We start from the raw sequence: 24640 nt of genomic DNA, 5'->3' as shown, positions 1-24640 counted from the left end.
GGTTCATTTTTCCTTGCCAAGGGTTGCTAAGAACTTTGATTCAACTTATATAGTTAAATTTTAATTGATTTTGGGAGTTTACACACTTTATTTTACAGACTCATTTTTAGTGATAGATTGTAAAGTAATTACAAAACTAAAACATACTGATTAAAAAAGATATTGTGTGAAAAGCAATATCTTTTTTTAATACCACTTTGCATTCACACCGCAATTTAGTTCTGTAGTATTGTCATTTATAAATAATTATTTGAAACTTTTTCAAAAATCATTTGACCTTCCCCCTTACTGAAGGGTTTATACTTTGGATCAAATAAACAAAATGGAGGATTTAAGATGTTTAAAATAGGTGATTTTTCTATGTTAAGTAAAGTTCCCGTAAAAACGTTGCGATATTATGACCAAATTGAGTTATTAAAGCCCCAAAAAACGGATCGAGATACAGGGTATCGATATTATTCAGCAGAGCAACTTTTTGATGTAAATCGAATTTTTTTATACAAAGAATTAGGTTTTACCTTAAAGCAAATTGCTCAACTCCTTCATGAAGAAATTTCCTTAGATCAAATTCAGGGTATGTTTAAGCTCAAAGAGAGCGAAATTCAACAATTGCTAGAGAGGGAACAAGAAAAATTAGTTCGTATTAAGGAACGTATGCACTTAATCAGACGAGAAGGGAGTGTTGAAAAGGAGCAGGAGGTTATCATAAAAACAGTCGAAAGCAAGCGACTCATTTCTTTTCGTTCCTTCGGATCAGTAAAGGAGATTCCTTCACTTTTTCAAACACTCAATCATTTGTTAGATAAATATAATGAAGAATGGATAACAGAACCTCAAACCGTTCTATGGAGGGAATCGCTTGAAAAAGAAAGTGGTTTTGAATTTGAAGTAGGTTATTCTGTCAAAGGTGAAATAACATCTCTTCCAAAAGAGTTATATATACGTTCTTTACCAACGGAGACGATGGCTACGCTTTTATTTCATTCGAATTCAACCTTTGCACAAACTGCTTGTATTGATTTAGCGACATGGATAGAGAAAAATGGATATCGAGTGAAAGAAGATCAACCGGGTAGAGAAATTTATTTACCATTGTCTGAAAATCAAGAAGATAGATTAATTGAAATTCAAATCCCAATTGAACTATGAAGTAAAATTTCCAATGAATATTTGGTTCATTTTACAAATTCTAAATCAGGTAAACTGAGTTTAATTTTTGGATGAAAGTTATACTGCTCGTTTATTTTGATAAAAGCAGAATTTGTTGTACGAAGGAGAAATGTTTCAATGAAAAATAAAACAGTCATCTATTTGCTTGCCCTAGCAGCCTTTCTAATTGGAACGATTGAATATATTATCACAGGTATCATTCAAATGGTAGCAACTGACTTAAGTGTATCTACATCTGTTGCTGGGTTATTGGTCACTTCATTTGCACTTTCAGCGGCTATTGGTGCACCTATTGTCATTGCCCTCACCATTAATTTTGACCGCAAAAAAATATTGTTATCGATGCTTATTCTTTTCATTTTTAGTAATTTTATCACTTTTTTTAGTCATTCTTTTGAAATGGTTCTTTTCACACGAATTTTGCAAGGATTAAGTGGTGGGATTGCTATAGTCGTAGCAATGGCTGTTGCTACTCGCCTTGTTGAAAATGAAGAAAGAGGAAGTGCTATTGGGATTATTTTAATGGGTTTAAGTAGTTCCTTAGTTTTTGGAGTACCACTTGGCACATTTCTCAGTGGGATCATAGGATGGAAGGCATTATTCGTTTTAATTGGTTTGATAACAATTATTCCACTACTCGTTGTTTATAGAAGTGTTCCTACTATTAAGGAACAAGAACCAGTTACGATTGGTATGCAATTATCCATATTAAAAGATAAAAGAATTGTATTCGCAGTTGCAGTGACGTTGTTTTATATAGGTGGCTACTCCACATTGTTCACCTATTTAACACCATTCTTACAAGTTTCAGCAAATCTCACAATTGCAGAAATTAGTGGTGTTTTATTACTTGCTGGAATCTGTAGCTTCATTGGCTCTATCATTGGAGGGATAGCAGCGGATAAAAAAGGACCAAAATTTACGATCCTAACGGGATTAATACTACAAGTAATCATGTTGATTTCACTGGCAATGATCGGGGCAAATCTAGTTGTCATTATTGCCGTTATCATGATTTGGATGATAGCTACGTGGAGTACTTCTCCAGCCCAACAACTATATTTAGTTACGCTGGTACCAAAATCTCCTGATATCGCCTTAAGTGTGAACACTTCATTTATTCAATTTGGATTCGCTCTAGGTTCGGGATTAGGAGGTCTTGTGATTAGTGGCACATCTATATTGAATCTTAGTTGGGTCAGTGCCGGCACAGTTGTTCTCGCTTTACTAATGACCTTAATGTTAGTTGTTTTTGAACGAATCTCTAGTAGTAAGACATTGATGGAAAAATGTTAGAAACAGTCGTCTATTTCAACTATGGGTTCGAATTTGAGTGGTATTAGTAGTTTACTTGTAGTACTTGCTTTCTTTTTTCTTGAATAAAGTGAACAGAAAAAAACAAATTTATACTTTCTTGTGAAATGAAAAATAATACACATGCATTATGCGGTTTAAAAAAGATATCAAAGTCGCTGTTTTCCATTAAAGAAGCGGGATTTAGAGAATATATTAAGATTGCTCTTTTTTACATACTTGTGACACATGTGGAGTATTGTGCCATAACGCCTATTTTTATAATTATCAATTTTCCATGTGTCGGCTTTTCTCAATAACACAAACAGGTATTCATCATTAAAGTTAGTTTCTGTTTTGAAATAAACTTCTGCACGGTTTTTATTCTTAAGTTCAACATTTGTTTCAATAGAGTGCTCTATCCCATTGAACTTCACCGGAAAACCAAAGCTCTGTCTGCTTCTACCGCCATACACCCTCTTTTTATCGGTACAGTATTCAACAAAAATAGGACCGATCAGCCCAGAGAATTGTTCGTGCCAATCTGTTCGTTGTACATAATGATATTCATCACCTGTATATTTTTCTCTTAATTCAGCTTCTTCTTGTTCATACTGTTTATAGATGTGATCTTCAATGTTGTTCCATTTTGATCCGTATTCTTGGACGATATGAACTAAATGCTTGTTCAACTCTTGTTGATCCATGGGGTAACACCTCTACAAATATGAATTTAGTTATTACTTGTCCGACAAGTTATTTAATACCCTTCTCGATTAATGGATCAGCCTTAGCAAGACTCTTATGGCTTCTTCCATAGCTTCTCATACATGAAATACTAACCTCAATTTATGACTTATACAATCATTCTTTGATACAAGTGGATCGGCTACACTAGGTTAGACAGAATAACAAGGGCTTGAAGAATATAACTATCATGCTAAGGAGCGGATCTCTACAATGCCTAAACAATCACGACACACTATCTCCTGTGCAGAGGTAATTCAATATGTGCTGTCAGATTATTCTGCTGTGTTATAATTGAAACAAATGTCGATACTGATGGTATGTGTCTCATGCATGAACAGAAGCCAATCATGTATGTATTTGCTGGTAATAATGGTAGGGTAAGACCTAACGATTTGGAAATGCCTTCGTGTCGCAGAACTTTCCTGACGTGAAGCGAGGCAAAAAGTTTGGAAAAACGAGACTGTTCAGACAAGGAATGTTGTTGTAACCTAGAGCTATCCATCTTTTTTGTTGGCATGGTTGGTCGTACTTCCATGATACCAAACAAGCGAGGTGGTGTTTTTTTGTCAAGATGAACAATTGTAATAGAGTTATTCTTACAGACTCAAGGGAGTAGGTCTATTTTTCAGGTACGAAAAATATAGAACAAGGAGTAGTACATGAGCTGGAGCAAATTGAAACAAAATCTGGAGAGTTTTCTATGTCCTGCGTTACATGGAAGGGTCGAATACCGTGCAACGAGCTATCGTTATTTACCCGATAAAGCAGGGCTTTGTTATATTGCAGTAGATAAAAAGAACGTATTTAATATGAGTGATACAACTAACTTAATCAGATGGTATCAGACGGAGCTGGAAATTAAGAATGATGCAAATATCCAAATTCCGATTAGCAATGAAGAAATTGAAGCAGTCAGAAAAGATACCAAGGGAACAGTGCCGGAGGATCGGCTAAAAGTAATTGCAAGAAATAGAAAAATAACAGAATATGCAAAAGAGCTTTTGTCGGCACAATCATCATTAAGTAAATCAAATTTTGTCGTTACAGCTAATAAATTTTTATCCATTTCTATAGAGGAAAGCATAGAGAGCGATGATATCTTATTGAATATTCTAGCTTTGGTGGACAGACGAGTTGGCAAAAAGCGAATTTTAAATATGACCGAGAAGATGAAGTTAAAGCACTCCATTGTGCAGTATTTTTATGAACTACGGCGTAGTACGTTATAGTAATAAGTTACGCATTCACCTATACCAGGGGCTGCTTTTTCTTTTACTCATTATACAGATATCATGCTCTGCTGCATTAACTTTCATAATTGAACATGTAAAAAGGCGAGTCTGTGAAAACAGAGTTAAGGTTGAAGAGCGACAAGTAATCATTGATGTCTAACAAAGAAAGGTAAGTGTCAAATGATTCGGCATAATTGTCCCTGTTGTGGCTATCCTACACTAGAGGAAAGACGGGATTGGGTGATTTGTTGTTTATGTAATTGGGAAGATGATGGACAAGATGATCCCCATGCAGAAAAAGTTAGGGGCGGTCCAAATCAAGATTATTCACTTACAGAAGCTCGAGAGAACTTCAAAAAACACTACATCATGTATAGAGATAGACAGAGGGTCCTAGCACAAACGGATAAAGAAGTTCAAACAAAGAAAAGTTTAATGCATGCATTTGAACAACTTAGAACCGCAAATAAGGAATCTGCTCAACAAATAAGGCAGGAAATCGACTCCTTGGAAAAGCTACTAGATGATATTGTTCACGAGCGAGTGGAGCGTTACAGCAACAACATAGAACAAAATCAAGAGATCATAAGCCTGATCAATTCGGATAACCCTGTATAAGAGGAATAGCAATTCTATGCTTTGGTCATATTGCAAGAATACACAGAACCGTTAATAAGGAACTGATTATTCCACTTATCAATAATGCACTGAAAGAGGAGAGTTCGTTTGTTAGAGGGCATGCTCATTCAGCTTTGGATGATATAAATAGGTTTTGTAAGTAATCACGCTTCAGAGATTATCTCTGAGGCGTTTTTTATGGTGGGGTGGGTAATGCACCATGGCCCCGCCGTGAGGCGGGGTCTGAAGGAAGCCGGAGGCAAACGCACGGCTTGAGGTACACGAATCCAAATTGAGGCGTTCATGGCCGGATGAGTCTCCAACACAAGACGAATCCATAGCCCAAAGACCAGCATGGGAACACGGCTTTGAATCAACTTCTCTTGCTCAGTTGCGCGCCGCGATGCGAGATATATCAGCAGCAGCAGCATTGAACATTTGATAAATTAAATATTGACAGTTACAATCAAAATATATAAACTACTAAATGAAAGTTAATGTCATAATAAGAAAGGGTGCTTTCAGTATGAATTCGCAATATAAACAAAGATGGTGGGTACTGGCTTCACTTGCATTCGGAATTCTTGCGGTTGGACTGGACATGACGATTTTAAATTTGGCTTTGCCGATTTTGGCCGAAGATATGCACGCAACAAATGCCGAGCTCCAATGGTTTGCCAATGCATATAATCTTGTTTTTGCCGCGATGCTGCTTCCGATGGGGATGCTAGGGGATAGAATCGGGCGCAAGAGGATGCTTATTGCCGGATTGCTCATTTTTGGTGCAGCCTCCCTTGCGTGCGCGTATTCCACATTGCCATGGGAACTTATAACAGCGCGCGTCTTTCTCGGCTTAGGCGCTTCCATGCTTGTGCCATTATCCATGGCGATTATTCCAGTGATGTTTTCAAAAAAGGAAAGGCCGAAAGCAATTGCAGTTTGGATGATGGCTAATGCGATTGGAATACCGTTTGGTCCTATTCTTGGGGGTTGGCTCCTTAACAACTATTGGTGGGGTTCGGTATTTATCATCAATATTCCGCTGGTTATTTTATCGCTAATAGCAGTAACTTTCCTCTTGCCTGAATCTCGGAGCGAAGAACGCCGCGCTATGGATTTTCCGGGGATGTTGCTTTCAAGCATAGGGTTGATCGGTTTAACGTATGGTGTTATTGAAGCAGGTGAAAGAGGCTGGAGCGATGCAATAACATTAACGTCAGTTATTGCAGGTATACTTCTATTATTCTGGTTTGTTGTATATCAGACTCGGACCGCTCAACCATTGGTTGACCCTTCGTTATTCCGATCTCGAAGTTTTACAGGTGGAACCTTGATAGGCTCTATCATCTCTTTTGCTCTATTCGGCGTATTGTTCGCTTTGCCTCAATACCTTCGGGCCGTGTTAGAAGTAGACGCGCTAAGCGCCGGGTTGAGACTATTGCCGCTCGTTATCGGGCTAGTGATTGGATCGCCTATATCGGATGCCCTGCAGTCACGATTCGGAACCAGGACGGCAATTGTTCTTGGATCTTTACTGCTTGGAATTGGGTTGGCGATGGGTAGCGCTACAGATATCTCGACCGGATACGGATTTACTTCCATTTGGATTTCTGCAGTGGGGCTTGGCATTGGATTTGCACTCCCGGCTGCGATGGATGTAGCTATCTCAGCACTTTCACCCGAGAGAAGCGGTGTGGGATCGGCACTTCTTATGGCCATCAGACAGGTTGGAGGAACGTTAGGAGTCGCAATTCTAGGGACTGTTCTGAGCGCTGTTTATCGAAATAATCTCAACCTGGATGAATGGCCTGCGGATGCTTTTGAAGTCGCGCAACGAAATGTATCTGCCGGTATGGCGGCCGCGCGTCAAATCGGTTCAGATTCGCTCGTTCATTCTGTTAAAACCTCTTTTGTCGGCGGCATGGGCAATATGTTCTGGATATGTGTAGGAGCTGCGGTTGTTGGAATTGCTTTTACCTTCGGTCTTTTAAAAGCGCGCACGGTAGAGAGTAAACATTCCAGGACGAGTCTTTAAGTTAAGGAAAAGTTTGGTTGTGTCTTATCAATGGCAGAAAGGGAGTGATCGCGTTGGAGCGCCAAAAGACGATAACCATTCATATGAACAATGTTAATAAATCTTATGGTTCGAAACGCGGGTGACAGATTTAAATCAAGCCGTAAAATGAAACAAACGGTAAAGGGGCGGCAAAAACGGATTAACCAGAAGAACTATATCCTTGGCGTCGATTAGGAAAATGACACTTTCTTGGTCGGTAATCAGTGATAGTTGATGGGTTATGAACTTGAGTGTAAGTTGACATTGACTCTAATTTAAGTGACAATATGCTTGAATTCATCACATTGAGTTTAATTTGACTTTGTTAGGAGTGCAAAAGATGTCTGAGGGTGCGAAACAAAAAGTCGGATTACGTGAGCGAAAAAAAGCGAAAACGATGGCCAATGTTCAGACGCATGCATTAAGGCTTTTTCGAGAAAATGGTTATCATGCGACAACGGTTGAACAAATTGCTGAAGCTGCGGAAATCTCACCGAGTACATTTTTTCGTTATTTTGCTACAAAAGAGGACGTGGTATTAACCGATAATTATGATCCTCTTCTCGTCGCTGCATTTGAAAATCAACCGTCAGAGTTGAATCCCTTACAAGCCGTTCGAAATGCCATGATTTTGGGAATTAACGAGATCACTGACGATGAGTGGGAAACAACACGTCAGCGAAATCAACTGATCATGGCGGTCCCGGAGCTACGCGCGGCTGCGCTGAACAACTTAACACAGATGATGCAGCTGTTAACACAGATTGTCGCCAATCGAGTAGGTAGTAATTCTGATGATCTAGCAGTACGAACCTTTGCCGGGGTGGTCGTTGGGGTAAATATATCGTTAATGGAATACAGTGCTGAGGCTACAAAATCAGAGTTTGCTAAATTATTGGATGAAGCTTTAGTAGTAGTGGAGAATGGCCTGCTGATATGATAATACTCGCCATCGTAAGCTTCTAAACCGAATGGATTGTTGAATTAACCCTTTTTGAAAAAAACTAAGCTTATTCAGCCTGTTGAGGTTTCTCAACAGGCTGAATAGCCTTAAGTTCCAAGAACTTAAGGCTATTTCTCCATTATTCTATACTTTTTAATGATTCAATCATATTTATTTTGGTAACTTTTCTCCTAAGTAGTAAGTTAGATAGAATGGTAAGTAAGAATGCAAGAATAACAGATACCAACATTATAAAAATATTTAATTTATCTGGGATTTGTTGATGGGTACTAGACAGTGCCTTTACAATCATTGTATAAATATAGCCGCTTATCGGTAAAGCTACAATTACCGCAAATGTGGTTAGTATGATGTTTTCAAAAAATATAAGTCTGTTTATTTTATGTTTTTGATAGCCTAATACCTTAAGTGTTGCAAGCTCACGATTCCTTTCATAAATGTTTATGGAAGATATCGTATATATGGCGCCAAAGGAGAGTACGACGGCACAAATGATAAACATGATAAATATAAAACTGTTTTGTTTCAACATATATTGAGCTGATTTCTTTAGATCATTCTTGTCTGCAATGGTATCTACATGATGATCTTGTTCAAAGAAGTTACGAACGCTTACAAGATCTGTAGAGCTATTTGCTTCAACTAAAAGCGAGGTTGGACTGTAGTCTATGTTAAAGCTCTTTAAATAGGCTGGTGTGATATAAAACGACGGGTTCGTATACTGTGTAGATATGTTTAAAACCTTCATGTCCACAGATTTATTTTTAAGCTCTGGTGCTGTGAACTTTATTTGGATGATATCCCCTTCTGCAATATGATAGTTGTCCGCGTAAGATTGGGGTACCAGCACACCATTATTTTCTAAAGATAGTCGATTGTCATTTTTGTCAAAGAAATGAATGAGATTGTTTTCTTTTTCCGTAACAACTAAAGTGGCATTTTCTTTTTCACCCCCTTTGATGAATTCAACAGGAAAGGTGGATGTAAAATAACTATTTTTAATGCCGGAGGGTAGTTGTAACGTATCGGAAGATGTACCCAGCTTATAATCTACTCTTAAATCATACGTATAAACATCTTCAATTTGGTTCGCTATTTTGATCAAGGACGATTGAGTGCCCAAAGCAGTTATCAATAACACCGTGCTTACAACAACACCAATTGAACTCGCTAAAGCTTTTTGTTTATTTAAAAATATATTTCTCAAAATGAGTTTGTAACTGTAGGAAATACGACTCCAAATACCTGGAACTCTTTCTATTAACAGCTTTTTCATTTTCTTAGGCGGTTTAGGACGCATAGCCTGAGCCGCACGTTCTTTTAATATCGTTCTGCCACTCAAGTAACAGGACAGAAGTCCAAAAGCGCTAGAAAAAATGATGGAAGGAATGAGCGAATACCAAGAAAGTGAGAATGTAATGTCAGGCAGAGTGTAGGACCTTGCACTCGACGCCGTTACTAATGGAATAAATACAAGAGCGGCCATGATACAGCCTATGATTGAGCCTACTATACCTACCAGCACAGGGTATCCCATGTAATGAAGCATGATGTTTCGGTTCTTTACACCCAAAGCCTTCATGATACCTACTTGATTTCGCTCAGAATCGATCGTCCTCGACATGGTAAGAAATAGGATGATAGCTGAAATCAAAAAGAGAACTAGAGGTATAACCTTACTCATCATACTATTGTTATATATCGTTTGTTTTATTTGAGAATAACCGTAAGTCCGTTCCTTACTTGTTTGGTCTAAATAAGGAAGATGTTTGGATTGTCCTTCAATTGATTTGCCTAATTGGTCAATATCGTAACCTTCTTGAGCATCAATCATGATTTCATTATAGTAAAAGCCGTCCCGGATTTCAGGTATTGTCTCTTCGGCAATATAAGCGACTCCGTGGGTTTTATGGTCTTGTGTGGGGTTCTTTTTTAAATATTCCACATTCTCGCACAAGCCGCTAATGGTAAACTTCAAATTTTTATCATCCGTACGTATATTGATTTCATCGCCGACACGATAATGATGTTCTTTGGCATAATGGGAATCTAATAAGATTTCACCCTTTTTTGACGGGATACTACCCTCAATCATAGTAGGCGTATTGATTTCATTGTTTACAGGGAGCGAATGAATTTTTAATGAGGCTTTGTAATTTTCCAAGACTTGCGTGGCATCAAAGGTATAACGTCCTTCTATTTTATGTATACCTTTAACTTCGCTTAAACCAGCCACATCGTCTTTGGAAATTTGACTGTAATATACATTTAAGTCGCTTAAATTATGTTCTTTAAAGTAAGCCTCAGAATAAGTACGATGCTTATTGCTATAACTATTCAGCCCCGCATAGAAAAAAGCGCCTACTGCGACAACCAAAGCTAAGGCTATGAATTGAACGATCGATTGTTTAATATCCCTTAATAATTTCGAGAATAATTTCATAATCACCACTCAATCCCTTCAACGCTTTGTTTCTCATCATTAATCGTAACGCTCTCGATCATTCCGCTTTTAACCTTAATAATCTTATCGGCCATAGGAGCAATTGCGGAATTATGTGTGACCAGAACGACGCACTTGTTCGTTTCCCTGTTCAAATCTTGAAGAAGCTTTAAGACGGACTTACCTGTCACATAATCCAAAGCTCCGGTTGGTTCATCACAGAGTAAAAGTAATGGATTTTTAGCAACAGCTCTAGCTATAGCCACTCTTTGTTGTTCTCCTCCAGAGAGCTGGGAAGGGAAGTTTTTGATACGATTTTTTAATCCAACTTTATGTAAAATATCTTTAGCATCCAGATGGTTTTTACATACTTCAGTGGCAAATTCAACATTTTCTAGAGCGTTTAAATTCGGAATTAAGTTATAGAATTGAAATACAAAGCCAACTTTCTCACCGCGATATTCTGTTAATTTTTTTTCGTTGAATCTTGTTATTTCTTGATCACCAACGAACACTTGACCTGAGGTAACTGTATCCATACCGCCAAGTATATTCAAAATCGTACTTTTACCCGCACCACTTGCACCCAAAATAACGACGAATTCTCCCTCTGATATGGATAAATCAACACCATCAAGGGCCTTGATTGGCACTTCTCCTATTTTGTATTCTTTCGTTACTTTTTTGAATTCGATTAACTTTTTCACTTATTACATCACCTCGTATCGTATTTTTTGAAGCTTGGTTTGACGAGACTTCCAGTTTTCTAGAGAGATGGAAATAGTCAAACTGAATTTCTTTCTAGTATCTTGGACCTGTCCGTAGGACAATAGGATCAACAAGCTTCTTCTCAGGATATTTCTTCTCTTTGCGGGTTTAATGACAGTGATTAGGAAAGCCTGTTACCCAAGATCCACCACTCAATTTCTAACCGCTAGTTGCACCGCTGAGCTGATGGGGGTAGCGCCCAAATTATCGTCATGTTCGGATATGAGTGCGGATGACGAGGATACAGTAGGTGGTTCCGACGGGCACCCAGGTCTGAGATCAGCTTGATTAATACTTAGGAGGTAATCTTATATCGCAAATGCTGGTTGGGATTGATGTGGCACTCGTTCATTACTTGAAAGATCAATTAGAAGGCTATGAACCAGAGGTGAAAGCCCATATCTACGTCTTAAATGCAAGAAAAGTCGCACGTTTTTAAAAAGGGGATGACACTCTTCCCAAAAACGATCGCGTTGATGCCTCGGTAATTGCAGACCACCTGCGTTTCGGCCGATCAGTCCGGACAACTTGCCGAATACGATAGGCGAAACCGGTGCCCCTGTTTACCTTCATTTTTGTTTTACCGTCTCTCCGTTGTTCCTCTTGTCTTCATGTTCTTATTGTAGGCGATTCCACGATTCGAAAAACCGACCTGCGATGGTTTTTGCGACTGGACCTAGGTTGGGGAGGCGGTCGGTCTGAGGGGCGAGAAGCGTAAAACAGTTAAGCCTATTTGAAGGGGAAGGTTAAATAACGTATTAGAGAGGAAGTGTAAGTATGATGCTAGCTCCGGATAAAAATAAGCTTTATCCAAATGAAAATATTAGAACAGTTTGTTACATTAAAAATTTACCAAGTAGACCAAACGTTGAGATTGGCGATTATACATATTACAGTGACAATACAACCTCACCAGAGAATTTCTATGACAATATTCAGCATCATTATGACTTTTTAGGTGATAAGCTGATTATCGGTAAGTTCTGCGCCATGGCTGAAGGGGTTACTTTTATTATGAATGGTGCTAATCATCAGATGGATGGTTTTACAACATATCCCTTCAATATTTTTGCTGGAGGCTGGGAAAAGGTCACTCCAACGAAAGAACAATTGCCTTTCAAAGGCGATACTTTGATTGGTAATGATGTATGGCTGGGACAACATGTCACGATTATGCCGGGGGTAAAAGTTGGCGACGGTGCAATTGTTGCTGCGAACTCAACTGTTGTGAAAAACGTTGAACCATATACAATTGTTGGCGGCAATCCTGCAAATGCTATTAAGAAGCGTTTCAGTGATGAGACGATTAAATTATTGTTGGAGCTTCAATGGTGGAACTGGGATGAGAAAAAGATATTTGAAAATCTTGAGCAATTAGTTTCGAGTAACGATATTGCCACATTAAAGAAGCTATTGAATGAGGGATAATATAATTAATAGCAGGTCACGCTCCTGCAAATGGGCTTATTTTTTATATCCCATTGACCGTCTCAACACATGTGGAGTGTTGCTCACTGTTGGTGAAGCAGGATACTTAAATAAGGGATGTATTGGCGGAAATAGTAAAGAGGGGCGGCGAACCCCTCTTTTTGTTATTAAGTCCGCTATGATACTATTTTAATTCTTGAACTAAAATATGTACCCATTAGGTATAGTGAGGTCACGTCATTTTTCGCTAACGTTCCTCTTTACCCATTTGATACATCGATATATGGAAATTTAGGATTTTTTCTTTTCTTTTTGTTGCGCTTAATTAAATCTATAATAACAACCAGAATCAATAAAATCAGATTGCAACATAGTCTTAACATAGTTTGATTCATCGTAGATAAAGCAAGCTGCTTCTTCAACGCTCTTGTCATTCGGCGATAGCCATAGTAGGGATGTTTCATGTAGATTTCATCGATCCGGTGCATGATCTGCACATTTTCTTCACTAGGCTTCTTCTTGCAGACTGGTCGATAGACGCTGGTCCGGTTCACAGTGAGTAGCGTTGCTTGCCGTTTGATGTTAATCTTTGGATGATCCCTTTCGGCCATGGCTTTACGTGCTTGATCTGCTCTTCCTGGAAGACCTCCAGCACTACTTTTGTTTTAAACTCTGGGGTATATCGGTTCCGTTTTTCCATGGCATTATTATAACTTATTTATCACGCTCCCGTGTCTCAACCTATGGGAGCATTATAATCTACCTCCTTGAACTTTGTTTTTTTCTTATGTTTTTTCTCTGAAAGAAACAGACCCGCCAGCGTTAGGAGTGTACCGAGCAGAGCTGCTCCTGTAATAGTTTCATGCAAGAACAAATATGAGGCTGCAATGGTGATGACCGGTACCAAATAAATATAGGCGCTTGTTTTGATCGCCCCCAAGATGCCCACACACCAGTTCCATGTAACAAAGCACAATGCCGAGGCTCCCAACCCAAGAAATAAAATATTCAGCAGATTGACAGGCTCCGCAAACCGCTCAAGACCCAATTGAGAATCTGACAGTAGCAGTGGCGGGAGCATGAAAAGCAGACCATAGAAAAATACCCGCCGGGTGCAGCCGATGTTATGATAACCAAGCCCGCTGATCTTGCGCATCAGAATGGAATACGTCGCCCAAAATATGCAGGCCAGAACAGCGAGAATATCCCCTTTGGGATTGAGTCTCAAAATATAGCTTCCGTTAAAGGCAATCAATACAATTCCCAGCATGGCTACCGCAAAGCCCACAAAGAACAGCGGCTGCAGGGATTCACCCTTCAAAAAGAAATGAGCCATTACCGCCGTGAAAAACGGTGCGACGGAAGCGATAATCCCCACATTGGAGGCGAGTGTATAGGTAAGGGCGATGTTTTCCAGTAAAAAATACATGGTCACGCCGCAAAATCCCGCCGCGGCAAAAAGCAATTCTTCCCGTATGTTCTTTGATTTCACAAAGCGCGGATATACCGCCAGCAAAGCGGCATAACCGATGGTAAAGCGGAAAAACAGAATCTCAAAGGGAGAAAAATCAACCAAAAGGACTTTGGTGGAGATGAAGGTTGTCCCCCAAATCAAAATGGTTAAAAGCGCTGCCAGATGCCCGGCAGCGCTGGAATGGAACTTCATCATAATTCCTTCCTTTCAGCCTGGTGCTGTATAGAAGATTCACTTTGAAATATCTGCATATACTGCTTCGGAGTTAGGCCGATAAATTACTTGAAGAAGTTGGGAAAATGGCTCTGATCGCTGAAGCCTGTCTGGAATGCGGCTTCAACCGGGGGAACCCCCTGCTCTAACAGCTTTTTCGCATTGCCGATTCGGATCGTTTCCAAGTAGCTGTAGGGGGAAATCCCTTTCTGCCTGGTAAAGGAGCGTAAGAAATGGTATTTGCTCATATTTGCCAGCCTGCTTAGTTCATCCAGCGTAATAGCCTTTGCAAAGTTTGCTTCCAGATAATCGCACACAGGCTTAAATTCAGAAGTAGGCTCCTGAGCAAGAGGATCTGTAATGCTATCTGCATACTCCTGTATGAGCTGACTGATCAAAAACAGGTACAGCTCTTCCTTGATAAAATCAGTTTCTCCCTCGCAAATCATGTGGTGCAGCTCCCGCAAGGAACTGGCAAGCTCACTGCGGTAAAGAACCGCTTGTGAAAAATTCGGAAAGAATTCCCGCCCGGTTATCTCAAGCGCCGTTTTCTTCATCATCTCCGGTTGAATGTTGATGCACCGGTAGTCCAGCGTTTTGCCGTCTATCTGTTCACAGGAGTGAACATCCCTCGGGTTAAAGATGATGATGTCACCGGGATTGATGAAATATTCCTGATTTTTGCACAGCAGATACCGCTGTCCAGCTTCGATAAAACCAATCACATAATAATCGTGAAAATGGTTGGGGAATTTTTGCATGATTCCCTCGAACCAGTATGCCTCTATCTGCAAATCTGCGTCATAACTGACGGTTCTTTTTTCGTTTGGCACTTAACATTCCTCCTTCTATTGGTTTGATTGTAAGGATGCCATAAGGAGAAACAAAATGATTGGATGATATTGCTCAATCAAAGTAAATCCGTAAAACTATTATTATTATATAGAGAAGTATCTCTTAGGCTGTTGAATTAGGTCAACCAGAGATTTCTGGTTGGCCTATTCTTTAGGTGTATTAAAATGGAAGTAGCCGGGAGAACAGCCGTCGTTCTGGTCTTCTTTTCTGTACCTATTTTTTGGATAGGGAGTGTGGGAGAAGGGGGATAGTGGACCCTAACGAGCCTGATTCACGATTTGTTGAAAAGGCGTTTCAAAGGCGGAGATGATGAGCTATAATGCGACTACACCCCTAAGACAAGCCTGACCGGGAAACGTTGCATGCGCTGGTGCGACGCAGCAATGTTCACGAAGGCGGAAGGGACGCAATGTGGAATGTGGTGCTTTTACTTGAGTACCGATTATTTATCTAAAAAAGGAATATACAGATTATGTTATAAATATAAGGATAATATAACAAGACTACTAAATAAGGTTTATGAAAGGAGAAATCATGGAAGGAAAAAAAATCACGTATGAGTCCATCGATGATTATATTTCACAATTTCCTCCTGAGGTTCAGGCAATACTTAAAACATTAAGAAAAGTTATTAAAGAGTCGGCACCAGACGCAAAGGAAAAGATAAGCTATCAAATGCCTACTTTTGTGCTGCATGGAAATCTGGTGCATTTTGCCGCTTATAAAAATCATATTGGATTTTATCCAACCCCCAGCGGGATTCATGCATTTAAAGATGAATTAGCTGAATATAAAGGGGCAAAAGGGTCCATACAATTTCCTATAGACAAGCCGCTGCCTTATGAATTAATAAACAAAATCGTTCAATTTAGAGTTGCTGAGAATATAGAAAAAGCTGAAGGGAAATTAAAAAAGAAGAAAGGAGCAGTTATATGAATTTTAATATGAAAGAAGCTATTGAGGTTCTGGAGCGTACACCACAAACATTGGAGTATTTTTTATCTGGTGTATCTAATGGATGGTTGCAATGCAATGAAGGAGAAGGAACCTGGAACGTCTCTGAAGTGATTGAGCACCTCATAGAGGGAGAGAAAAATAATTGGATACCAAGGTTAGAATTTATTCTTCAGGAAGGCGAAAGTAAACCATTTCCCCCATTTGATCGTTATTCTCACTTAAATGAAAGGTCTGAAAGATCGATTGAACAAAAGTTGCTTGAATTTAAAACGATTAGAACACTGAATACAACCAAACTTATGGATCTTATTGAACCTGAATTGCATCTTGAATTGACTGGCTCACACCCTGCGTTCGGTGTAGTGAAGTTAAGAGAATTGCTTTCTACGTGGGTTGTTCATGATTTAACGCACATTGCTCAAATCGTACGGGTAATGGCTGAGAGATACAGGGCTGACGTTGGGCCTTGGAAAGAATATTTAGGCATACTGAAAAAGAAATAATGACATGAAAAAAGGTCAGATCCCGCATGCGGGATTTATGATTATTACGGACCGTATCCAATTGCCATCTTGGCAATTCAAAATAAAAAAATCATCAATCTTCTTGGTTCAAACGGCAGCAAGGCGGTCGCCCTTGCCTTGCTGGGAGCGGATGGTCTCTATTGTAGATTTCTCGTCGGACAACGAGCGTTGTGCGAACGAGCTGGCTGCGGAAGCGGGCGCCAGCATTCAATATATATTGTCCGACGTGCTTCAGATGCCTGCCGCAAGGTACAGCTGCGGAACAGGACATTGGGCGAAATCGTGACCTCGATTGCGGCCGAAGGACTTTATGTGAAGTCGTTGGAAGAACTGCCGAATCTCTCATCCGACGTATTCGACAAAGGCATACCGAAATCATATATCATCGTGGCGGATAAGCTGTAGCGCTGAAAGCGCATAGGCGCCCGTCGCGCTGAATCCCTTCAAGGGGACAAGACCGGCCCGGCAAGCTGCCGGGCCTTGTCGTGTTACAGCAAAGCGATAGCAAGCAAGGTGAACAAGCTCAGCGTTATGATTTCGTTGTTGAAGCTAGGGAAGAAGGCGGATGTCTTCACCCCCCCGCCTCTAGCTTCGCGACGCAAGTAGACATTTTCTCTGTCTACATTCACTATCGTTCCTGCATATTCTTTGCGGTCTACCGTCAGGATGCGGACTTTTTTGTTCATGCAAGACAAGCAATTATAATATGCTTCCATTCGTATTTCCCTCCTTTATCATTACCTTATGATGCGCTTCTTGGTGAGACACGGCGAATATACATCCCCGCCTCGGGGAATTTGTCTTCGTTGGAACGTGCTGGATGCGAGGAAGGGAGGAACAACATGGCAAGCCACTCGGAAGGATGCCATGCATGCAATATGGCGGCGGATATGATTAATGTCATTAAATATAAATGGAATGGTTCTACAACGTTATTGATTCGGGTGCGCAACAAAGTCGGAGATGCATTGAGCATCGGTTTAGTATCATGGTTGACAATCGGTGGTAATATCGAGAGTAAGATCTGCACGAGGTGAAGCCATGGAAAACACTCTCTTTACAGTGGAAAAACTGTTGCAATTACCGCTGTTTCAACTGGATAATAAAAATGAAGAAACGAAAAAGCATTTTTTTCAAAAATTGGACATTTCGATCATCTGTTTACGCCAGGAGCTTCTTATGTGCGCGGCCCCATCACATCGGATACAGAGATCGCGAAAAGCTGCTTTGAAGGAAAGTTTTGGTCGCAATATTTTGCCGTCAAGTATGCGGCGCCGTTCATTTCTGAGAATGGCTCAGCCGTGCTGATGTCAGGGGCGTTCGGTCAAAGACCTCTCGCCGACGGTGCCTCGTATGCTGCGTGCAATGGAGCGATTGAAAGTCTAGGCAAAGCTCTAGCCGTGGAATTAGCTCCCGTGCGCGTTAACGTGATTTCGCCAGACACGATCAAAACCTCCTTCCAATGGGAGGGCGTTCCGGAAGAAAAGCGAACTGAAGCTTATGAGGCATACAACAAAATGTGTCTGCTCGAACGAGTGGGCGAGGCGGATGAGGTTGCGCACTCAGTCATCTATTTGATGAGTAACCGGTATACGACGGGAAGCACGCTCTTCCCCGATGGCGGCTATATTATGAGATAGGAGCTAACAACTCAATTATCCAGTAGTACGCAGAATAAGGCTCCATTGGCAGGAGCCTTATTAACTTTTGCAGTATATCTATGGGTAAGCGTTACCAGCGCCAAAAACACCGTTGGTGGAAGTTAAATTTTTAACTTTAATATGTGCTCCTGTAACACCATTCAATCCAAGGTTGATTTTTTCATTATACCAACTTCCTTTTTTGTCATAGTTCCCTTGAATAATCTTTTCTCCTTTAACGTCATCCGAGAACCAACCTTTTATAACAACCTGATATGCAACCGAAGCATCGGTTGAAGTGGTAGTGTCTTGCCAGCCTTTTATAGTAAGAGATTTGTTGTTTGTATCAAATGATGATGTACTATATGAGGTTGTATTGCAAGGTTTATTAGGACAATCAACTTTTGTAAGCAAAAAATCATAATATGGTGCGTTTGATGCTCATACTTGCGTTTGAAAAAGGATCGTTAGAGAACATAGTAAAATATATATTGAGACCTTTGTTGGGCAGGTGAGTCAAAACGTGTATCCTTTACCCATCTCATTATTTCATCAACGTTCTTACTTTCAATTGCTTCAATGTAGTTCTCAACAGTATTTTTAGCTTCTTGAATGTCTGGGATCGATTCTAATAAATCGAATTTATTCTATTATTTCTTAAAGGAGGTTATTGTTGTGGTTCATTTTGGATCGACAAATGTCAAGAAAGATGATGTTAAAGATTCTCATAGCTTTTCCATTGAAAAGTTAACTGTTGATAATTCAATTTTAATATCTGCAATTCGAAGTTCTAGGCAACCTGATATGAATGATGAAAATGATATCAATTTGTTATTTGAAGCCATATGTACAGAATTAGAAGAAGAGGGGGGGACAGTCTACGATATTGTTGAGATTCATGTACATATAAACGATTCTGTAAAAAGAGATTTTTTTAAAAAATACTATGAGTTCTTTGTGGAAAAAGTTCCGAGACTAGTTTTGATGACTAGCGAGAAACAGGGGATTTCACAAGTAAGGGTAGCAGCACATCACGGTAGAAGAAGTCCCAGAATAAAAACAACCATTAAGGAAGTTGCAAAACTTCTGGTCATAAGCAGCTTTCTCGGAATTGCCATCGGAGCAGTATTGCTAGGGGGAATTTACTATCTTCTCCTGAGATATGATTAAAAACAGTTTGAACCCAACCTGATTTATAGCTGCTCTTCATGTGGATAAAAGGCCTTTTATTCCATGCTCCTTATGACTATTCTCCCCTTTGATCAGAAAGGATAACGTCGAGGATGGCCAAATAACGTGTGGTATGGTTACCGTGCCCTGGAGCGCTACTATACATGGCGTGGCGACAGTTCACTCGTATCATTCAGCGCTGTCACTAAGGTACAGGGGCTCTCTGACGGAAGGGGAGAATGGAGCAAAGGAGCGGACGAGGCCGAACAGCTTCCATTCGGCGTGAAAAACGTGTTACGTTACTGCACTGCTGTTACGACATTTCATAAAAGCACCCCATTTGACGATAATGGCCGCTATGCTGTAATCCACTCGACATTCACACCAGACCGTGCCCAATCCTCCGGCATCGGCGCATTGCAGATAACGGCGGAGACTTTGTCCAGTTCGCAGATGCGGAAAAATTGCGTTTCCCCGAGCTTCGATCGGTCTCCTAGCACATACGCTTGGTCCGATTGTTGAATCATTAAGTTCGAGCATATCGATTCTTCCATGTCGTAATCGCTAATGCCGGAAGACGTCATCCCGCCGCAGGAGATGAACGCTTTATCGAAGTGGAATCGCGTAAGCAATTCGCACGTCAAAGCGCCCGCTATCGATTTCTGTTCCGGATGTGTCACGCCTCCCAGCATAATCACTTTACCATCGAACCATTTGGCTTCCAGCCGTTCATTGAGCAGTTCTGCTGCAGGAATTGAATTCGTGACAATCGTTACACGAACGACGCCGCGGATTGCCCGGGCGAGCTCGACGGTCGTCGTGCCGACATCGATGACGATGGTATCGCCGTCTTTAATGAGCGTGGCGGCAGCTTCGCCTATTGCCGTCTTCGCCGTGTGTTCTATGGTGCTCTTCTTTTCGAAGCGGGGCTCCATCTTTACATGTGAATAGGCAACGGCACCGCCGTACACCCGCTTCAGCATTTGCTTCGCTTCCAACTCGTCCAAGTCACGGCGGATCGTCTCCTGCGTGACAGTTAACGCAGTGGCGAGGGACGCCACCTGAATTTTCCCATATCGTTGCAGCTGTTCTAAAATATGCTGTCTACGTTCATCAGGCAGTAGCATCATGAAGCGGAATCACGTCCTTCGGATGTAAATAGACGGTGGTAGAATCGCCGACGTTGGCCCAATCCGAAGCCCGGTGAATTTGGTCGACGACGACGTGTTGGCCCTGCACGTTCAATTCCATGCGCGTAATGTTGCCGAGCATCGTCACGCTGCTGACCGTGCCTGTGACGGCTAATCCGCCTTCAAGCGGCTGCGCGCAGAACGTTTCCGGACGAATCGCATATAACTTGCTGCCTATATGCTCAACCTGCGGCGCGATGCGGCCGAGCGCTTCGGCGCTCCATACGTTATAGCTCCCGATGAAGCGTGCAACGAACTCGTTGCGAGGCTGCGTATATATGTCATGCGGAGCGCCATGTTGGGCGATATGTCCGGCATTCATAATGTAGATATGATCGCTTACCGCCATCGCTTCCTCTTGATCGTGCGTCACGAGCACGGTCGTCATATTCAATTCCCGCTGAATGGAGCGCAGCTGTTGCTGCAGGTTTTTGCGAATTTGCGCATCTAAGGCGCTGAGCGGTTCGTCAAGCAGCAGCACCTTCGGCTTCGTCACAAGCGAGCGGGCGAGCGCGACACGCTGTTGTTGGCCGCCTGACAGTTCGCGCGGAAATGCTCTTTCTTTGCCTTGCAGACCGGTGAGCTCGATCATCTCGCCGACTGCACGGCGGATGTCATCACGCGGTATCTTTTTCATTTCCAACCCGAAAGCGATATTATCGGTTACCGTCAAGTTCGGGAACAGCGCGTACGATTGAAATACCATGCCGATTTCCCGGTCCTTCGGCTCAATCGGGGTGACGTCCTTGTCGTCGATATGAATGGTGCCGCTGTCGAGTGCCGTCAAGCCGGATAAGATACGGAGCAGCGTACTTTTGCCGCAACCGCTGGGGCCGAGCAGGGTGACCAATTCCCCTTTTTTTATTTGCATATCGATGCTGTCGAGCACCTTCTGTTCTTGGAACGCCTTGCTTACTTGATTCATCTGCACGTAGCTCATTATGAAGCCTCCTTGCTCATCATCGCTTTAGTTGTAGGGATAGCAGCTTCAGCCACCGCAGCGCTTGGTTCCTTGTTCGGCTTGGATGTGCGTCCTGTCAGCTTCACAATCCATGCGCTGAGGATGGCCATGAGGATGAAGTATGTTACGGTAATGGCGCTTGCGATATGTCCGCTCGTATTCAATTTGGCGTATAAGTACAGCTGCATCGTTTCGAAGCGGCCGCCGACAAGAATGTTGATGAGCACGAACTCGCCGAACAAGATGGAGAAGGAGAGCAGCGCCGACACGAGAATCCCTGGCATAATATTCGGAACGATAACGCGAATGAAAGCTTTCATGCGGCTCGCGCCGAGCAGTTCGGCAGCTTCCATCAGCGAGCCTGCCTGTACGGCACGCAAGCTGTTGCGTGTGCCTTGGTACATGAACGGAAGCATGCCGATGACATATGCGCCGAAGACGATGATAATCATCGAGAAGCCTTTGCCTGAGTAGGCCCGAATCAATCCGACCGCCATAATGACGCCTGGCACGGCGTAGGTGAGCATGACAAGCGTTTGCACCCAGCGCTCCAGCTTCGGAGCATACAGCGAAATGGCGAATGTAGCCGGAACGATGACGACAACGGCGGCAATTGTAGCCGCACTGCTTAGCAGCAGCGAGCGTCCGAACGCCTGAATGAATCGTGTATCGCGGAACAGCTCGCCGAACCACTGCAGCGTCAGGCCTTCTGGCAATATCGTCTTGTTCCACGACGTGGCTAGCGAGTAGAGCAGGGTGGCGATAACGGGAATGAACAAGTAGATGAGCACTGCAGCAAAAGCAACCATCGGCAGCGAACGAGTCAATCGTGTCATAGCAGATCCCTCCGAACTTTACGCGTCAGCCATTCATTGACGAGCATGGCGGCCAGCAGCGTTAAGCCAAGCAGCACGCCTAAGGCGCTGCCCAACTCTGGACGAGCGAATATATCACCCGATACGAGCGCGCCGATGCGCACCGGCACGAGATTGTAGTTGCTGCCCGTCAACGCGTAAGCAGAAGCGTAGGCGCCCATCGCATTGGCGAACAAGATACTGAACGTGCCTGCGATCCCTGGCAGCAATATCGGCAGTCCGATGCGTCTCCAGAATTGAAAAGGGGATGCGCCGAGCAGCGACGCGGCTTCTTTCCAATTGTCCTGGATAGCGTAGTACATCGGGTACAGCAGCATAATTGCGAGCGGAAGCTGGAAGTACACGTAAATAACGGTCAGCCCCGACCACGAATACAAATCGAACGCCGCCGACATATCAATGCCGAATTGACGGAACAGCAAGGTGAACAAGCCGCTGTTGCCGAGCAGCACGATGAAGGCGAATGCCAGCGGAATGCCTGCGAAGTTCGAGGTCAAGTTCGTAATGACGAGCACGCGTTCCTGAATGTGCTTCGGGAAGCGGGTAATGGCGTACGTCGCGAACACCGCAGCTGCAATGCCAATTAAGCTCGACAATAAGGAAATGAGAATGCTGTTCTCGAATGCTTTCAAGTAATATGGATTCGTGAATATTTCTGTATATTGCGTCAACGTGAACGCGCCGCCGCCGTCTGGCTGGAAGCTTCCCGAGATCATCGTGAAGAGCGGAACGAACATGAATAACGCCACAAAAATGAATAACGGGATCACCGTGATGTACAGCATGCTGTTAAACCGTTTCATATACGTACTCCTTTCGGCTGTCGTCTGTCATGTGAACAAAAAGCGTCCCCTTACGGAGACGCCGATGTTTGCTCCAACATGATAAAGATAAGCTTCTTATTGGACATGGATGAGCACCTGTTCTTGCCACAGCTGTGGAAGTTTTTTCGTCGTTTCTTCCCATGCTTTTAAATCTTTGACCGGCTTCGCATTTTTGTACATATCATCCGGAAGCAGCATTGCCTTGGCGTCGTCAGCCAGCTTCGCGTTCGCGCGGATTGGACGCGCATACCCGCGTGCCAAGTTCGATTGACCTTCATCGGACAAAATATGTTCGCGTGCCAGCATCGCAGCGTGTGGATGCTTCGCATATTTGTTGATGACGGTTGCGTAACCGCTAATGACCGAAGCTTCTTCCGGGATTACGACATCGAAGCGGTTCTTGCCGATTTTGTCACGGTAGCCGAGCGCATTGAAATCCCAGAGGAAGCCGACTTCCACTTCACCCTTCTCCAGGTTCGCCAATCCGGCATCATTGGAAGCAAGGCGCTTGTTCTTCGCCAGTTCTGCGAAGAAATCAATGCCCGGTTGAATGTTCGTTTCGTCACCGCCGAAAGCATAAGCGGCAGCCAAGACGGCGAATTGCGCTTGGTTCGCCTTCATGACGTCGCCGACAGCGACTTTAAAGGTGCCGGTTTTAATGTCATCCCACGTTTTCGGCGGGTTCTTCACTTTGTTCTTATCTGTAATGATGGACAGTGTTCCGGTATAGCCGAGCAGCCAGTGGCCTTCATTGTCTTTGGCCCAATTCGGAATGTCATTCCAGTACGAGGTTTTGTACGGGAGTGTCAGTCCTTTTTGCTGTGCCAGCGGACCGAACGCAATGCCGACGTCTCCGATATCTGCGGTTGCATCATCTTGTTCCGATTCGAACTTCGCAAGCTCTTCGGCACTGGACATGTCTGTATCTGTATGTTTCAAGCCATATTTCGTTCCTAAATCGTTCCACGTTTGCACCCAGTTGGCCCAAGTATCCGGCATGCCGACCGAATTGACTTCACCTTCTTGTTTTGCCTTTTCAACAATTTGATCCAAGGTCAGGTTGGAAGCATCGACTGCCTGGTTCGCAGCTTGTCCGGAAGAGCAGCCTGCGAGCAATAATGCGGAAGCAAGCACGGCTGCTGTCCATTTCATGAAACGATGAGTACGCATGTTCATGACTCCTTTTTCATTTAGTTTTCACTTTGTTTTTCATCCTTTTACGTGTCTAATCATAG

Annotated in this window: 25 protein-coding genes and 2 pseudogenes; 14 read left to right on the top strand and 13 right to left on the bottom strand. The window is 42.5% G+C overall.

The genetic code is table 11. From position 1 onward, the window contains the following. Positions 1–336 precede the first annotated feature (336 nt). Both LQV63_RS28415 and LQV63_RS28410 read left to right on the top strand, forming a co-directional pair. Positions 337–1149 carry a MerR family transcriptional regulator gene (locus tag LQV63_RS28415; protein ID WP_233699231.1) on the top strand — a complete coding sequence of 271 codons (813 nt, stop codon included), beginning with the start codon at positions 337–339 and terminating at the stop codon, positions 1147–1149. A gap of 138 nt (positions 1150–1287) precedes the next feature. Then, positions 1288–2466 (top strand): MFS transporter, encoded by a 1179-nt coding sequence (locus tag LQV63_RS28410; RefSeq protein WP_233699230.1) that lies wholly within the window; start codon positions 1288–1290, stop codon positions 2464–2466. A gap of 167 nt (positions 2467–2633) precedes the next feature. On the opposite strand, the gene LQV63_RS28405 is transcribed toward LQV63_RS28410, so the two are convergent. Next, complete coding sequence (locus tag LQV63_RS28405; protein WP_233699229.1) at positions 2634–3170, bottom strand: NTF2 fold immunity protein; 537 nt, start codon at positions 3168–3170, stop codon at positions 2634–2636. A gap of 702 nt (positions 3171–3872) precedes the next feature. On the opposite strand from LQV63_RS28405, the gene LQV63_RS28400 reads away from it, so the two are divergent. The 4 genes from LQV63_RS28400 (at position 3873) to LQV63_RS28385 (ending at position 8059) form a co-directional block, all read left to right on the top strand. Then, a complete protein-coding gene (locus LQV63_RS28400; RefSeq protein ID WP_019424397.1) occupies positions 3873–4442 on the top strand; it encodes an SF0329 family protein in 570 nt (189 codons plus the stop codon). Positions 4443–4625: 183 nt separating this feature from the next. Beyond that, positions 4626–5063 (top strand): CPCC family cysteine-rich protein, encoded by a 438-nt coding sequence (locus LQV63_RS28395; RefSeq protein ID WP_233699228.1) that lies wholly within the window; start codon positions 4626–4628, stop codon positions 5061–5063. A 526-nt stretch (positions 5064–5589) separates the two neighbouring features. Beyond that, on the top strand, positions 5590–7098 hold the full coding sequence (locus tag LQV63_RS28390; RefSeq protein WP_233699227.1) for an MFS transporter: 1509 nt from the start codon (positions 5590–5592) through the stop codon (positions 7096–7098). 361 nt (positions 7099–7459) lie between these two features. Beyond that, a complete protein-coding gene (locus tag LQV63_RS28385) occupies positions 7460–8059 on the top strand; it encodes an acyl-CoA-like ligand-binding transcription factor (protein WP_233699226.1) in 600 nt (199 codons plus the stop codon). A gap of 142 nt (positions 8060–8201) precedes the next feature. Here the strand turns inward: LQV63_RS28385 and LQV63_RS28380 are convergent, their stop codons facing one another. Then, positions 8202–10526, bottom strand: coding sequence for an ABC transporter permease (locus LQV63_RS28380; RefSeq protein WP_233699235.1), 2325 nt, complete (start codon positions 10524–10526; stop codon positions 8202–8204). A 2-nt stretch (positions 10527–10528) separates the two neighbouring features. Further along, entirely contained in the window at positions 10529–11233 is a 705-nt protein-coding gene (locus LQV63_RS28375) for an ABC transporter ATP-binding protein (protein WP_233699225.1), read from the bottom strand. A gap of 838 nt (positions 11234–12071) precedes the next feature. Between LQV63_RS28375 and LQV63_RS28370 the strand changes: the two genes are divergently transcribed. Next, a complete protein-coding gene (locus LQV63_RS28370; protein ID WP_233699224.1) occupies positions 12072–12722 on the top strand; it encodes a Vat family streptogramin A O-acetyltransferase in 651 nt (216 codons plus the stop codon). Positions 12723–12982: 260 nt separating this feature from the next. Here the strand turns inward: LQV63_RS28370 and LQV63_RS32210 are convergent, their stop codons facing one another. From LQV63_RS32210 to LQV63_RS28355, 3 genes are all read right to left on the bottom strand, one after another. Next, positions 12983–13333 (bottom strand): IS3 family transposase, encoded by a 351-nt coding sequence (locus LQV63_RS32210; RefSeq protein ID WP_407672980.1) that lies wholly within the window; start codon positions 13331–13333, stop codon positions 12983–12985. 125 nt (positions 13334–13458) lie between these two features. After that, positions 13459–14388, bottom strand: a complete 930-nt coding sequence (locus LQV63_RS28360) for a DMT family transporter (protein WP_233699234.1) — start codon at positions 14386–14388, stop codon at positions 13459–13461. A gap of 86 nt (positions 14389–14474) precedes the next feature. Next, positions 14475–15242: an AraC family ligand binding domain-containing protein gene (locus LQV63_RS28355; protein ID WP_233699223.1), complete on the bottom strand. Its 768-nt coding sequence runs from the start codon at positions 15240–15242 to the stop codon at positions 14475–14477. A gap of 556 nt (positions 15243–15798) precedes the next feature. Here LQV63_RS28355 and LQV63_RS28350 point away from each other — a divergent pair. The 4 genes and pseudogenes from LQV63_RS28350 to LQV63_RS31605 all read left to right on the top strand — a co-directional run bounded on the left by LQV63_RS28350 (position 15799) and on the right by LQV63_RS31605 (position 17150). Further along, positions 15799–16200 carry an iron chaperone gene (locus LQV63_RS28350; protein WP_233699222.1) on the top strand — a complete coding sequence of 134 codons (402 nt, stop codon included), beginning with the start codon at positions 15799–15801 and terminating at the stop codon, positions 16198–16200. After that, the gene (locus LQV63_RS28345; protein ID WP_233699221.1) at positions 16197–16724 is read left to right on the top strand and encodes a DinB family protein; all 528 of its coding nucleotides are present in this window, start codon (positions 16197–16199) and stop codon (positions 16722–16724) included. Before LQV63_RS28350 ends, LQV63_RS28345 begins: the two co-directional genes overlap by 4 nt. 42 nt (positions 16725–16766) lie before the next feature. Further along, positions 16767–16983, top strand: a pseudogene (locus tag LQV63_RS28340) (class I SAM-dependent methyltransferase); the annotation flags it as partial. 32 nt (positions 16984–17015) lie between these two features. Then, the gene (locus LQV63_RS31605) at positions 17016–17150 is read left to right on the top strand and encodes a hypothetical protein (RefSeq protein ID WP_267934242.1); all 135 of its coding nucleotides are present in this window, start codon (positions 17016–17018) and stop codon (positions 17148–17150) included. 83 nt (positions 17151–17233) lie between these two features. Here LQV63_RS31605 and LQV63_RS28335 read toward each other — a convergent pair whose 3' ends face one another. After that, positions 17234–17461 (bottom strand): hypothetical protein, encoded by a 228-nt coding sequence (locus tag LQV63_RS28335; RefSeq protein WP_233699220.1) that lies wholly within the window; start codon positions 17459–17461, stop codon positions 17234–17236. A 126-nt stretch (positions 17462–17587) separates the two neighbouring features. On the opposite strand from LQV63_RS28335, the gene LQV63_RS28330 reads away from it, so the two are divergent. Beyond that, positions 17588–17782 (top strand): hypothetical protein, encoded by a 195-nt coding sequence (locus LQV63_RS28330; RefSeq protein ID WP_233699219.1) that lies wholly within the window; start codon positions 17588–17590, stop codon positions 17780–17782. Between the two features lie 43 nt (positions 17783–17825). Then, positions 17826–18385 (top strand): annotated as a pseudogene (locus LQV63_RS28325) (SDR family oxidoreductase); the annotation flags it as partial. A gap of 78 nt (positions 18386–18463) precedes the next feature. Here LQV63_RS28325 and LQV63_RS28320 read toward each other — a convergent pair. Next, entirely contained in the window at positions 18464–18799 is a 336-nt protein-coding gene (locus LQV63_RS28320; protein ID WP_233699218.1) for a hypothetical protein, read from the bottom strand. Positions 18800–19060: 261 nt separating this feature from the next. Between LQV63_RS28320 and LQV63_RS28315 the strand changes: the two genes are divergently transcribed. Further along, entirely contained in the window at positions 19061–19555 is a 495-nt protein-coding gene (locus tag LQV63_RS28315) for a hypothetical protein (protein WP_233699217.1), read from the top strand. 356 nt (positions 19556–19911) lie between these two features. On the opposite strand, the gene LQV63_RS28310 is transcribed toward LQV63_RS28315, so the two are convergent. The 5 genes from LQV63_RS28310 to LQV63_RS28290 form a co-directional block, all read right to left on the bottom strand. Further along, positions 19912–20685 carry a DeoR/GlpR family DNA-binding transcription regulator gene (locus LQV63_RS28310; protein ID WP_233699216.1) on the bottom strand — a complete coding sequence of 258 codons (774 nt, stop codon included), beginning with the start codon at positions 20683–20685 and terminating at the stop codon, positions 19912–19914. Continuing rightward, positions 20669–21685 carry an ABC transporter ATP-binding protein gene (locus LQV63_RS28305; RefSeq protein ID WP_233699215.1) on the bottom strand — a complete coding sequence of 339 codons (1017 nt, stop codon included), beginning with the start codon at positions 21683–21685 and terminating at the stop codon, positions 20669–20671. The genes LQV63_RS28310 and LQV63_RS28305 overlap by 17 nt, the downstream gene beginning before the upstream one ends. After that, positions 21685–22542 carry an ABC transporter permease gene (locus tag LQV63_RS28300; protein ID WP_233699214.1) on the bottom strand — a complete coding sequence of 286 codons (858 nt, stop codon included), beginning with the start codon at positions 22540–22542 and terminating at the stop codon, positions 21685–21687. The genes LQV63_RS28305 and LQV63_RS28300 overlap by 1 nt, the downstream gene beginning before the upstream one ends. Next, positions 22539–23384 carry an ABC transporter permease gene (locus LQV63_RS28295; RefSeq protein ID WP_233699213.1) on the bottom strand — a complete coding sequence of 282 codons (846 nt, stop codon included), beginning with the start codon at positions 23382–23384 and terminating at the stop codon, positions 22539–22541. Before LQV63_RS28295 ends, LQV63_RS28300 begins: the two co-directional genes overlap by 4 nt. 96 nt (positions 23385–23480) lie before the next feature. Beyond that, positions 23481–24575, bottom strand: coding sequence for an ABC transporter substrate-binding protein (locus tag LQV63_RS28290; RefSeq protein ID WP_233699212.1), 1095 nt, complete (start codon positions 24573–24575; stop codon positions 23481–23483). Positions 24576–24640 lie beyond the last annotated feature (65 nt).

It is taken from the genome of Paenibacillus profundus, from assembly GCF_021369635.1.
GTDB lineage: Bacteria > Bacillota > Bacilli > Paenibacillales > Paenibacillaceae > Paenibacillus_B > Paenibacillus_B profundus.
This window is presented reverse-complemented; position numbering and strand designations above follow the sequence as displayed.